Source organism: Mycobacterium sp., from assembly GCF_025933915.1.
Classification (GTDB): domain Bacteria; phylum Actinomycetota; class Actinomycetes; order Mycobacteriales; family Mycobacteriaceae; genus Mycobacterium.
This window is the reverse complement of record NZ_JAICZA010000150.1, coordinates 1-11,270: the sequence shown is the minus strand read 5'-3', so window position 1 is coordinate 11,270 and position 11,270 is coordinate 1. Positions and strand designations below refer to the sequence as shown.

At 68.0% G+C, this 11,270-nt stretch carries 13 protein-coding genes; 6 read left to right on the top strand and 7 right to left on the bottom strand.

Features of this window, described 5'->3' with window-relative positions:
- Positions 1 to 89 precede the first annotated feature (89 nt).
- The 5 genes from lat to Q0W90_RS19645 all read left to right on the top strand — a co-directional run bounded on the left by lat (position 90) and on the right by Q0W90_RS19645 (position 3,993).
- Complete coding sequence (gene lat / locus Q0W90_RS19665; protein WP_297776060.1) at positions 90 to 1,430, top strand: L-lysine 6-transaminase; 1,341 nt, start codon at positions 90 to 92, stop codon at positions 1,428 to 1,430.
- Between the two features lie 171 nt (positions 1,431 to 1,601).
- Positions 1,602 to 1,985, top strand: a complete 384-nt coding sequence (locus tag Q0W90_RS19660) for a hypothetical protein (RefSeq protein WP_297595776.1) — start codon at positions 1,602 to 1,604, stop codon at positions 1,983 to 1,985.
- A 47-nt stretch (positions 1,986 to 2,032) separates the two neighbouring features.
- Positions 2,033 to 2,344 carry a protein UsfY gene (gene usfY, locus Q0W90_RS19655; protein WP_297595775.1) on the top strand — a complete coding sequence of 104 codons (312 nt, stop codon included), beginning with the start codon at positions 2,033 to 2,035 and terminating at the stop codon, positions 2,342 to 2,344.
- A gap of 426 nt (positions 2,345 to 2,770) precedes the next feature.
- Positions 2,771 to 3,208 (top strand): ATP-binding protein, encoded by a 438-nt coding sequence (locus Q0W90_RS19650; protein ID WP_297697378.1) that lies wholly within the window; start codon positions 2,771 to 2,773, stop codon positions 3,206 to 3,208.
- Positions 3,205 to 3,993 (top strand): RNA polymerase sigma factor SigF, encoded by a 789-nt coding sequence (locus Q0W90_RS19645; protein WP_297595773.1) that lies wholly within the window; start codon positions 3,205 to 3,207, stop codon positions 3,991 to 3,993. The genes Q0W90_RS19650 and Q0W90_RS19645 overlap by 4 nt, the downstream gene beginning before the upstream one ends.
- Here Q0W90_RS19645 and Q0W90_RS19640 read toward each other — a convergent pair.
- From Q0W90_RS19640 to Q0W90_RS19610, 7 genes are all read right to left on the bottom strand, one after another.
- Positions 3,964 to 4,386: an STAS domain-containing protein gene (locus Q0W90_RS19640; RefSeq protein WP_297595772.1), complete on the bottom strand. Its 423-nt coding sequence runs from the start codon at positions 4,384 to 4,386 to the stop codon at positions 3,964 to 3,966. The two genes, Q0W90_RS19645 and Q0W90_RS19640, sit on opposite strands and share 30 nt — an antisense overlap.
- A gap of 193 nt (positions 4,387 to 4,579) precedes the next feature.
- The gene (locus Q0W90_RS19635; protein ID WP_297697349.1) at positions 4,580 to 6,376 is read right to left on the bottom strand and encodes an acetyl/propionyl/methylcrotonyl-CoA carboxylase subunit alpha; all 1,797 of its coding nucleotides are present in this window, start codon (positions 6,374 to 6,376) and stop codon (positions 4,580 to 4,582) included.
- Between the two features lie 122 nt (positions 6,377 to 6,498).
- Positions 6,499 to 6,927 carry a SufE family protein gene (locus Q0W90_RS19630; protein ID WP_297602112.1) on the bottom strand — a complete coding sequence of 143 codons (429 nt, stop codon included), beginning with the start codon at positions 6,925 to 6,927 and terminating at the stop codon, positions 6,499 to 6,501.
- Positions 6,928 to 6,937: 10 nt separating this feature from the next.
- Positions 6,938 to 7,840 (bottom strand): sulfurtransferase, encoded by a 903-nt coding sequence (locus tag Q0W90_RS19625; RefSeq protein ID WP_297602110.1) that lies wholly within the window; start codon positions 7,838 to 7,840, stop codon positions 6,938 to 6,940.
- 93 nt (positions 7,841 to 7,933) lie between these two features.
- Positions 7,934 to 8,566, bottom strand: a complete 633-nt coding sequence (locus Q0W90_RS19620) for a nucleoside triphosphate pyrophosphatase (protein ID WP_297776055.1) — start codon at positions 8,564 to 8,566, stop codon at positions 7,934 to 7,936.
- Positions 8,563 to 8,808, bottom strand: a complete 246-nt coding sequence (locus Q0W90_RS19615; protein ID WP_297602107.1) for an acyl-CoA carboxylase subunit epsilon — start codon at positions 8,806 to 8,808, stop codon at positions 8,563 to 8,565. The genes Q0W90_RS19620 and Q0W90_RS19615 overlap by 4 nt, the downstream gene beginning before the upstream one ends.
- Positions 8,809 to 8,828: 20 nt before the next feature.
- Positions 8,829 to 10,469, bottom strand: a complete 1,641-nt coding sequence (locus Q0W90_RS19610) for an acyl-CoA carboxylase subunit beta (RefSeq protein WP_297697348.1) — start codon at positions 10,467 to 10,469, stop codon at positions 8,829 to 8,831.
- Positions 10,470 to 10,547: 78 nt separating this feature from the next.
- Here Q0W90_RS19610 and Q0W90_RS19605 point away from each other — a divergent pair.
- On the top strand, positions 10,548 to 11,270 hold a 723-nt coding region (locus Q0W90_RS19605; RefSeq protein WP_297776052.1), incomplete at its 3' end, for an FAD-binding protein.

Here is an 11,270-nt window from a genome sequence, read left to right as displayed (position 1 = left end):
TGAATACCTTTTACGAAGATCGGCAACATGTACCGTAAAGTATCCTGTAATAGTGTCATTTTACCGTAAATAACACGTATTATGAGTCCATGACGGCCGCCCTGGAACGCTTCGCTCGCGCCGATCGGCGCACGGATCCCGACCGTGTCCACGACGTGCTGGCGCGCAGCATGCTGGTCGACGGCTTCGACTTCGTGCTCGATCTGGCCCGCTCGGCCGGGTCCTACCTCTACGACGCCCGGGACGGCCGGCGCTACCTCGACATGTTCACGTTCTTTGCCTCCTCGGCGCTGGGGATGAACCATCCGGCGCTGGCCGACGACGAAGAATTCCGGGTGGAGCTCCTGACGGCCGCGCTGAACAAGCCCAGCAATTCCGACGTGTACTCGGTCGCGATGGCTCGCTTCGTCGAGACGTTCGCCCGGGTGCTGGGCGACCCGGCTCTGCCCCATCTGTTTTTCGTCGACGGCGGGGCGCTCGCGGTGGAGAACGCGCTCAAGGTGGCGTTCGACTGGAAGAGCCGGTTCAACGAGGCGCACGGTATCGACCCCGCGCTGGGCACCCGGGTGCTGCACCTGCGCGGCGCATTCCACGGCCGCAGCGGCTACACGCTGTCGCTGACCAACACCAATCCGGTCACCGTGGATCGCTTCCCCACGTTCGACTGGCCGCGCATCGACGCCCCCTACCTCCGGCCGGGAGCCGATGTGGCGGCGCTCGAGGCCGCGTCGCTGGTCCAGGCCCGGGCGGCCTTCGACGCCCATCCGCACGACATCGCCTGCTTTGTGGCCGAACCCATCCAGGGGGAAGGCGGTGACCGGCACTTCCGGCCCGAGTTCTTCGCGGCGATGCGCGCGCTGTGCGACGAACACGACGCGCTGCTGATCTTCGACGAGGTGCAGACCGGCTGCGGCTTGACCGGAACCGCGTGGGCCTACCGGCAATTCGGCGTGCAACCCGACGTGGTCGCGTTCGGCAAGAAGACTCAAGTGTGCGGCATCATGGCGGGCCGCCGGGTCGACGAGGTCGCCGACAACGTGTTCGCGGTGCCCGCCCGGCTGAACTCGACGTGGGGCGGCAACCTGGCCGACATGGTGCGCGCCCGCCGCATCCTGGAAGTGATCGAGACCGACGAACTGTTCGACCACGCCGCCGCGCAGGGTGCCTACCTGCTGGGCTGTCTCGACGAACTCGCCGGCGAGTTCCCCGGCGTCGTCCTGCATCCCCGCGGCCGCGGCCTGATGTGTGCGTTCAGCCTGCCCACCACCGCCGACCGCGACGAGTTGGTCCGCCGGCTATGGCAACGCGCGGTGATCGTGCTGCCCTCGGGTCATGACGGCGTCCGGTTCCGTCCGGCGCTGACCGTCTCGCGCGGGGAGATCGACGCGGCGATGCGGGCCATTCGCGGCGCTCTGAGGACCCTGCCCTGACGGCATAACCTGACGCCGAACCCGTTTGCCAGGGTTCGTCAGGGGGTATCTCTTAGAGCCGCCTGCCGCGAGAGTCGTCGAACAACGTCATCGCGCGTAACCAAAGCGACGCCGCGAGCGATGAACTACAAGCGGGGCCAGGCGGGCCGCAATCCGGGGAGGTGAGGGACGATGCAGAAAGCAGGCGAGCGACCAGGCGGTGATCGCCTGGGGCAGGAAGACCGCGAGGTGCTCGCCGCCGTCCGGTTTGCCGTCGCGGCGACGGCCGCCGCCGTCGGCTTCCTGGTGATCGCCGCGGTGTGGGTGAGCACCTGCCCGGGGGTGGGCGTCGACACGGTGGCATGTGGCGCGCCGCAGCGCACCCTGTTGGCGTTCGGGGGCCCGATGATCGCGCTGGCCGCCGGGCTTTGGGCGTTCGTGCGCACCTACCGCGTGTGGAAGGCGCGGGGGACCTGGTGGGGATGGCAGGGGGCGGGCTGGTTTTTGCTGACCGTCATGGCGCTGATGGTCGCCATCGGCGTTGCCCCGATCGCCGGTCCGGTGCTGGCCCTTTAGGTTTGCCTCCCCGCGATCTAACGTTGATGGTGCGGTGAGGAGCAGCCATGGGAGACACCTTTCACGACCCCGTCGACCATCTCAGGACAACGCGGCCGCTCGCCGGTGAGTCGCTGATCGACGTCTTGCACTGGCCGGGTTATCTGTTGGTGGTCGCCGGCGTGATCGGCTCCTGCGGGAGCCTCGCCGCCTTCGCGACCGGACACCACCACGAGGGCATGACCGCGGGCGTCACCGCCGTCATCGCCGCGGTGCTGGGGCTGGTCTGGCTGGCGGTGGAGCACCGCCGGGTACGCAGGATCGCGGATCGCTGGTACTCCGAACATCCCGAGGTGCGCCGACAACGGCCCGCCAGTTAGGGCCCTGCCCCCCGCAACAACGTTCAATCTCCGCTTTTCCCGGGTGACGTGCGACGACGTAGTCCCCGGTGAGATTTGGGCCGGAAACGCGAATGCGAGGTTACGGGCGGCGTCGAGTGGGTATCAGGTGTGCACCATGATGAGTGCCGGAACGGTTGCGTTTGCGTGGTCATCCCATCATGGGGGACAGAATCACGAACACACCGATATAAATGCCTACGGCGACGACCAGCAAAAGGATCAGCGTGACCCCGGCGATTACCGCGATGCGCCTAGGCCGGCGCGTCCGGTCTGTATCGGTCGCGTCAGGCCCGTCCATAGCGGGCCGAATACCCGGCGGCGATCATGACTAACCGGCTCGAACGCACGGTCCATGACGGGCTGCGGAGCAGTAGTAGTGTCAGTCAAACATTGCCGGGAGACCATATGAACGATGCTGGAATGCACGCTGATAAACGTCCACGCGGCCATCGCGCCGTCGAACTTCACGTCGCGGCGCGGCTGGAGAACCTCGCGATGCTGCGCACCCTGGTCGGTGCGATCGGCACCTTCGAGGACCTGGATTTCGACGCGGTCGCGGACCTGCGGCTCGCGGTCGATGAAGTGTGCACCCGCTTGATTCGCTCGGCCACCCCCGACGCGACGCTGAGCGTCGTGGTCGATCCGCAGGACGACCAATTGGTGGTGGAGGCCTCCGCGGCATGCGACACCCACGACGTGGTGGCGCCCGGCAGCTTCAGTTGGCATGTCCTGACGTCTTTGGCCGACGACGTCCAGACTTTTCACGATGGTCGCGAACCCAATGAAACCGGCAGTGTTTTCGGCATCACACTGACGGCGCGACGGGCGGCCTCCAGCAGGTGACACGGCGAGCCGCCGGCGGTTCGGTCTCGCGTCCGAACGAATACGCCGATGTTCCGGACATGTTCCGTGAGTTGGCCACCGTCGCGCCCGACTCCATCGAAGTCCAGCGCCAACGGGACAAGATCGTCGAGCGCTGCCTGCCGCTGGCCGACCACATCGCGCGTCGCTTCGAGGGCCGCGGGGAACCACGTGACGACCTCGTCCAGGTGGCGCGCGTCGGGTTGGTCAACGCGGTGGTCCGCTTCGACGTCGACGCCGGCTCCGACTTCGTTTCCTTCGCGGTGCCCACGATCATGGGCGAGGTCCGCCGGCACTTCCGCGACAACAGCTGGTCGGTCAAGGTGCCGCGGCGACTGAAGGAACTGCACCTGCGGCTCGGCACCGCCACCGCCGACTTGTCGCAACGGTTGGGACGCGCACCCACCGCGACCGAGCTCGCCGCGGAGCTCGAGATGGACCGCGAAGAGGTGGTCGAGGGTCTGGTCGCCGGCAGCTCCTACAACACCCTGTCGATCGACAGCGGCGGCGGGGGCGAGGAGGAGGAAGCTCGCGCGATCGCCGACACCCTGGGCGATGTGGACACCGGCCTGGACCGGATCGAGGATCAGGAATCGCTACGCCCGTTGCTCGAGGCGTTGCCCGAGCGGGAACGAACCGTGTTGGTGCTGAGGTTCTTCGAGTCGATGACGCAAACGCAGATCGCCGAGCGGGTCGGCATCTCACAGATGCACGTGTCTCGACTGCTGGCGAAGTCGCTAACGCGGCTGCGGGACCAGTTGCAGTAGCGGCCGGGGGGTTTGGCTTTCGTCGACCCACAGCGGCTCCAGCAGCGGCTCGGCCCGTTGCGTCGTCACCGGCAGCGTGCCGTCCGGGTCGCAGACACGCAGCAACCTGGCCACCGCCGGGCTCGGCGCCATGGCCCACGACACCTGGGCGGCCGAGCACACCACGTTGATCCGGTGCAGCACCGAAAAGCCGGCGGTGCCAATGAATTTCAGGCCGCGCAGGTCGAGGATCACCCGCCGGGAGCGATGGACGCTCTGTTGCACGTACGCGGCGAGCTGATCGGCGTTGGCCGCGTCGAGCTCACCGTCGACCGTGATCAGCGTGCCCGCCGGGCCCCACCGGGCGGTGAACTGCGCCGTGCGGCTTTGTTGCCAAGATTGGGCCACAGACATGCTGACTCCATCCTGTTGAGGAGGTTGCTGCTGTGGAATACGTCAGCCGACTGCAAAAAGTTCGAAGAAACGGGGAATTTCGCCTACCCCCACGTCATCGACGTATCCCGGGCGGCTGTGAACTCAACCTTGCCCGTCACCCTACCCGCGGTCGCCAGGGGCGACAACGTCGTCTGTGAACTCCCGGGGACCGCTACTTGATCTCGGCCAGCACCGTGCCCTGCGTGATGGCCGCGCCGGCCTCGACCGCGAGCCCGGTGATCACCCCGTCCTTGTGCGCGGTGACCGGGTTCTCCATCTTCATCGCCTCGAGGACCACCACCAGGTCGCCCGTGGCAACCTCCTGGCCCTCCTCGACCGCGACCTTGACCACGGTGCCCTGCATGGGCGCGGTGACCGCGTCGCCGGAGGCGGCCGCACCCGCGTGCGCCCCACGCTTGCGCGCCTTGGGCTTCTTGCGGATGACCCCCGCCTCGCCGCCGCCGGCACCGTTTGCCAGCGCCAGATCACCGGGCAGCGACACCTCGAGCCGGCGGCCGCCGACCTCCACGACCACCTTCTGGCGGGGCCGGGCGTCGTCTTCGTCGAGCGGCTCGCCGCCGGTGAACGGTTCGATGGTGTTGTCCCACTCGGTCTCGATCCAGCGGGTATGCACCGAGAAGCCGTCGGTGTCCCCGATGAACGCCGGGTCACGCACCACGGCGCGGTGGAACGGGATGACCGTGGCGAGCCCCTCGACGTGGAATTCGTCCAGGGCCCGGCGGGAGCGGGCCAGCGCCTCCTCACGGGTGGCGCCGTACACGATCAGCTTGGACAGCATGGAGTCGAACTGGCCGCCGATCACCGAACCGGCCTCGACACCGGAGTCCAGCCGGACACCGGGCCCGGTGGGGATGTCGTAACGCGTGACCGGGCCGGGTGCGGGCAAAAAGCCGCGCCCGGCGTCCTCGCCGTTGATCCGGAACTCGATGGCGTGCCCGCGCGGGGTGGGGTCCTCGGTGATGTCCAGCTTCTCGCCGTTGGCGATCTTGAACTGCTGCAGGACCAGGTCGATGCCGGCGGTCTCCTCGGTGACCGGGTGCTCGACCTGAAGCCGCGTGTTGACCTCCAGGAACGAGATCAGGCCGTCCTGACCGACCAGGTATTCGACCGTCCCGGCGCCGTGGTAGTGGGCCTCTTTGCAGATCCGCTTGGCCGACTCGTGGATCTCTTTGCGCTGCGCGTCGCTCAGGAACGGCGCCGGCGCCTCTTCCACCAGCTTCTGGAACCGGCGCTGCAGCGAGCAGTCGCGGGTGCCGGCGACGATGACGTTGCCGTGCTCGTCGGCGATGACCTGCGCCTCCACGTGGCGCGGCTTGTCCAGGTAGCGCTCGACGAAGCACTCGCCGCGGCCGAACGCCGCGACGGCCTCACGGGTGGCCGACTCGAACAGCTCGGGAATCTCTTCGATGGTGCGGGCCACCTTCATGCCCCGGCCGCCGCCGCCGAAGGCCGCCTTGATCGCGATCGGCACGCCGTACTCCTTGGCGAAGGCCACCACCTCGTCGGCGTCCTTGACCGGGTCGGGAGTGCCGGGCACCAGCGGGGCCTGGGCGCGGGCGGCGATGTGGCGGGCGGTGACCTTGTCACCGAGGTCGCGGATGGACTGCGGGCTGGGGCCGATCCAGATCAGGCCCGCGTCGAGGACCGCCTGGGCGAAATCGGCGTTCTCCGACAAGAATCCGTAACCGGGGTGGATCGCGTTGGCACCGGACTTGGCCGCCGCGTCGAGGAGCTTGCCGAAGTCCAGGTAGGACTCCGCGGAGGTCTGACCGCCCAAGGCGAAGGCCTCGTCGGCCAGACGCACGTGGGGCGCCTCGGCGTCGGGCTCGGCGTACACCGCCACGCTGGACAGGCCCGCATCGCGGGCCGCGCGGATCACCCGAACAGCGATCTCGCCGCGGTTGGCGACGAGCACTTTGGAGATCCTCGAGCTGGCGTGAGTGGCCACTGCGCCTCCTGTATGGCATCTGTCGCAGACGTATTTCTGCGTGCTTCTCTAAGAGAATTTCTTACAACGAGTTCTCGGGAAGTCTAAGCGCCGCGCCGTGCGGCCGACGAGGCGGTCCGGGTTTATCGGGACGACTCGCGCAGCCTGCGCTTGATGCGGGCGAGCATCGCCGAGAGGCCGCGCAACCGCAGCGGGCTGATCAGCGCGGCCAGCCCGAGGTCATCGTAAAAATCCTCGGGCACCGCCAGGATGTCGGCGGCGGGCTGCTCGTCGAGACCGATCGCCAGGATCGACGCGAACCCCCGGGTGGTCGGTGATTCGGCGGGCGCGCTGAAGTGCAACCGCACCCGATTCGGGTCGCTGGCGTCGACGTGCAAGAACAGCGGGGTCTGGCACTCGGGCACCGGCTCCATGGCCCGCTGTTCCAACTCGGGCGGCAGGTCCGGCAGCTCGTCGGCGAATTCCAGCAGCAGCTTCAGCTTGTCCTGGCCCTCGACCTCGGCGAAGTCGGACACCACCTCGGCCAGGGGAGTGGGCAGGCTGACAGTCATCGCGCAGCCATCAGGCGGAAACGGCCCTCGGCGCCTGCCCGGGCTCCGAGCCCGCGACGATCGGCGTGCGCACGGTGTTGCCCCACTCGGTCCACGATCCGTCGTAATTGCGCACGCCGGGCTTGCCCAGCAGGTGCGTCAGGACGAACCACGTGTGGCTGGACCGTTCGCCGATGCGGCAGTACACGACCGTCTTGTCGTCGGGCTCCAGGAAGCCGTAGAGCTCTTCGAGCTCCTCGCGGCTGCGGAATCGGCCACTCTCGTCGGCCGCCTTGCCCCACGGGATCGATCGGGCGGTGGGAATGTGTCCGCCGCGCAGCACACCCTCCTCGGGGTACTCGGGCATGTGGGTGCGCTTGCCCGTGTACTCGTCCGGTGAGCGCACGTCGATCAGCGGCTGGCTGCCGAGAATCCCCAGCACGTCGTCTTTGAAGGCGCGGATGGGCTCGTCGTTGCGCGTGACCACGGGGTAGCCGGTGGACGTCTTGGTGGGGACGTCCAACGTGGTCTCCCGGCGTTCGGCCAGCCACAGGTCACGACCGCCGTTGAGCAGGCGCACATCCGGGTGGCCGAACAACGTGAACACCCACAGCGCATAGGCCGCCCACCAGTTGCTCTTGTCGCCGTAGATCACCACGGTGTCGTCGCGGGCGATGCCCTTGCGGTCCATCAACTCCGCGAACTGCGCACCGTCGATGTAGTCGCGGACCCGGGGGTCGTTGAGGTCGGTGTGCCAGTCGATTTTGACCGCGCCGGGGATATGTCCCACGTCGTAGAGCAACACGTCCTCGTCGGATTCGACGATCGCCAGGCCGGGGGCGCCCTGGTGGGCGGAGAGCCAGTCGGCGGTGACCAGTCGCTCGGGGTGGGCGTAGGACGACAATGTCGGGTTTGGATCGGGGGGTAATGCCACGTTGTCGAGCCTACTCATCCCGACATTTCGTCACCAACGTCGACGTGTTGTCGTGACTTCGGCCGGATTGGCCCCACCCGTCGACGCTCGGGGTTAGTGGCCCGCCCACAGCGCGGCCACCGACAGCCCGGCCCGCCCCAACAGGCGCCGCAGCAGCGGCAGGCTCACGCCGATCACGTTCGACGGGTCCCCGTCGATTCCGTCGACGAACCAGCCGCCCAGGCCGTCGAGCGTGAATCCGCCCGCCACATGCCACGGTTCGCCGTCGGCGACGTAGGCGCGCAGCTCCTCATCGGTCGGTTCAGCGAAATGAACTGTGGTGCACGATGATTCGACTTCACGATGGGTTATCGCGCCGTCGCTGACGCGCAGCAGGCAGTGCCCGGTGTAAAGGCCGCCGGACCGCCCGGCCATCAGGCGCCACTGGCGCAGCGCGGCGTCGGGCGACCCGGGCTTGCCGCAGAGCCGGTCGTCGATGAACAGCATCGAATCACAGCCAACGACAACGCAATCGGCCGCGACGTCGCCGTCCAGCCCGCCGGCCACCTGTTCGGCCTTGGCTTGGGCCAGCGCACACACCACATCGGGCGGCGACGCATCGGGCCCCAGCGCGGCCGCGACCGCGTCCTCGTCGACGCCGGAGACCACGACCAGCGGATCGACGCCCGCCTGGCGCAGCACTTTGAGCCGGCCGGTGGAGGCCGACGCCAGCACCAGGCGGGTCAATGCCTCATGTGGGTCATTTGCTGCATGGTCAGCCGCTGGTAGTTGGACATCGCGAAACGCAGCCGGTCGACCGGCAGACCCCAGCGGGTCTGCTCGGGCTGTTCGGGCTCCGGCGCGCCGCCGGCGCAACCCAACACCGCGACCAGCGCGGCCACCTCCTCGACGGTGGGTTCACCCTTGAGGATCTGGATGTGCGGCTCGTGCGGTTGCTGGGTTTCGTCGGTCACAGCGTCCTCACTCACTACGCTCGTTCCGCTCGCTCTCACAGCGGAATGTTCCCGTGCTTCTTGGGGGGCAGGTGGGCGATCTTTCGTTCCAGCAGGCGCAGCGCCGTGGCGATGTAACCGCGGGTGTGCGATGGCGGGATGACCGCGTCGACGTATCCCCGCTCGGCGGCGACGTACGGGTTGACCAGGGTGTCCTCGTACTCCTGCTGCAATTCCAGGCGCAGCGCGTCGACGTCCTTGCCCTCCTTGGCCGCCTCCTTGAGCTGCTGGCGATAGACGAATCCGACGGCGCCGGAGGCCCCCATCACGGCGATCTGCGCCGACGGCCAGGCGATGTTGACGTCGCAGCCCATGTCCTTGGAGCCCATGACGCAGTAGGCGCCGCCGTAGGCCTTGCGGGTGATGACGGTGATCTTGGGGACGGTGGCCTCGCCGTAGGCGAACAGCAGCTTGGCGCCGCGCCGGATGATCCCGTTGTATTCCTGGCCGGTGCCCGGCAGGAAGCCCGGCACGTCGACCAGCATGATGATCGGGATGTTGAAGCAGTCGCAGGTGCGCACGAACCGGGCCGCCTTCTCCGAGGCGTTGATGTCCAGGCAGCCGGCGAACTGCGTGGGCTGGTTGGCCACGATTCCGACCGGCCGGCCCTCGATGCGGCCGAACCCGACGACGATGTTCTGCGCGTAACCGCCCTGGACCTCGAGGAATTCGTCGTCGTCGAGGATCCGGGTGATCACCTCGTGCATGTCGTAGGGCTGGTTGGGCGAATCGGGGATCAGCGTGTCGAGCTCGAGGTCCTCGTCGGTGAGGTTGTCTTCAATAGGCACCGCTGGCGCCTCCGCTTGGTAGCGGGGCGGGTCGGTGGCGTTGTTGGGCGGCAGGTAGCTCAGCAGGTCGCGAACCCAGTCGAAGGCGTCCTGCTCGCCGGAGGCGACGTAGTGCAAGGTGCCCGACTTGGCCATGTGGGTGTGGGCGCCGCCGAGCTCCTCCATGGTGACGTCCTCGCCGGTGACCGTCTTGATGACGTCGGGCCCGGTGATGAACATCTGGCTGGTCTGGTCGACCATGACCACGAAGTCGGTCAGGGCGGGGGAGTACACGTGCCCGCCGGCGGCGGCGCCCATGATCAGCGAGATCTGCGGGATGACGCCGGAGGCCAGGATGTTGTTGCGGAAGATCTTGCTGTACAGGCCGAGCGACACGACGCCCTCTTGGATCCGCGCGCCGGCCCCGTCGTTGATGCCGATCAGCGGACGCCCGGTCTTGATCGCCAGTTCCTGCACCTTGACGATCTTCTCGCCGTACACCTCGCCGAGGCTGCCGCCGAACACCGTGGCGTCCTGGCTGAAGATGCACACGTCGCGGCCGTCGATGGTGCCGTAGCCGGTGATCACGCCGTCGCCGAGCGGGCGGTTGTTTTCCAGACCGAAGTTCTTGCTGCGGTGCTTGGCCAGCGCGTCGAGCTCGACGAACGAGTCCTCGTCCAGCAGGGCGAGGATGCGCTCGCGGGCGGTCAGCTTGCCCTTGGCGTGCACCTTCTCGACGGCCGCTTCACCCACCGGGTGCAGCGACTCCTCCCGGCGCTTGTGCAGTTCGGCCAGCTTGCCCGCGGTGGTGTGGATGTCGATGGTGTGATCCGCAGCGGGCTCCGCAGTGTGGTCGGTAACGCTCGTCATGGGTGTCGAGCTTAGCGGCGGTAAGAGTGGCGGCCGCATCAAGCCCGCGCGGGCGGTTTGGGTCGGTAACGTGATCGCGTGGCCGACTGGGCAGCCGAATGCGATGTGCTGGTCGCGGGATCGGGTGGCGGCGGCGTCACCGGTGCGTACACCGCGGCGCGCGAAGGCCTCGACGTGCTCGTGGTCGAGGCCACCGCGAAATTCGGTGGCACCACGGCCTACTCCGGCGGGGGCGGCGTCTGGTTCCCGTGCAATCCGGTGCTGGTCCGTGCCGGCACCGACGACACCATCGAGGACGCGCTCACCTACTACCACGCCGTGGTCGGCGACCGCACCCCGCGCGAACTGCAGGAAACCTTTGTCCGCGGCGGGGCTGCGCTGATCGAGTACCTGGAGGCCGACCCGAACCTGAAGTTCGTGCCGTTGCCCTGGCCCGACTACTACGGCAAGGCCCCCAAGGCGCGTCTCGACGGCCAGCGCCACATCGCGGCCAAACCACTGGCGGTCGCCGCCGCCCCCGAATTCCGGGAATCGATCCGCGGGCCGCTGGACACCGATCGGCTCGGCGCCGAACCTCCCTCCGACTACTACATCGGGGGCCGCGCCCTGATCGCCCGATTCCTCAAGGCCATCGGCCGGTACCCGACCGCATCGCTGCGCCGCGACACCGCCCTGGTCGAACTCGTGCTCTCCGGCGGTCGGGTCACCGGCGCGATCGTCGAGACCGGCGGTGAGCGCCGCGCCATCCGCACCCGCCTGGGCGTGCTGCTGGCCGCCGGCGGCTTCGAAGGCAACGACGAG

Coding starts and splice junctions, on each gene's coding strand:
- Q0W90_RS19630 (WP_297602112.1), bottom strand. CDS start 6,927: ATGACTGTCAGCCTGCCCACTCCCCTGGCCGAGGTGGTGTCCGACTTC.
- lat (WP_297776060.1), top strand. CDS start 90: ATGACGGCCGCCCTGGAACGCTTCGCTCGCGCCGATCGGCGCACGGAT.
- Q0W90_RS19660 (WP_297595776.1), top strand. CDS start 1,602: ATGCAGAAAGCAGGCGAGCGACCAGGCGGTGATCGCCTGGGGCAGGAA.
- usfY (WP_297595775.1), top strand. CDS start 2,033: ATGGGAGACACCTTTCACGACCCCGTCGACCATCTCAGGACAACGCGG.
- Q0W90_RS19610 (WP_297697348.1), bottom strand. CDS start 10,469: ATGACGAGCGTTACCGACCACACTGCGGAGCCCGCTGCGGATCACACC.
- Q0W90_RS19650 (WP_297697378.1), top strand. CDS start 2,771: ATGAACGATGCTGGAATGCACGCTGATAAACGTCCACGCGGCCATCGC.
- Q0W90_RS19640 (WP_297595772.1), bottom strand. CDS start 4,386: ATGTCTGTGGCCCAATCTTGGCAACAAAGCCGCACGGCGCAGTTCACC.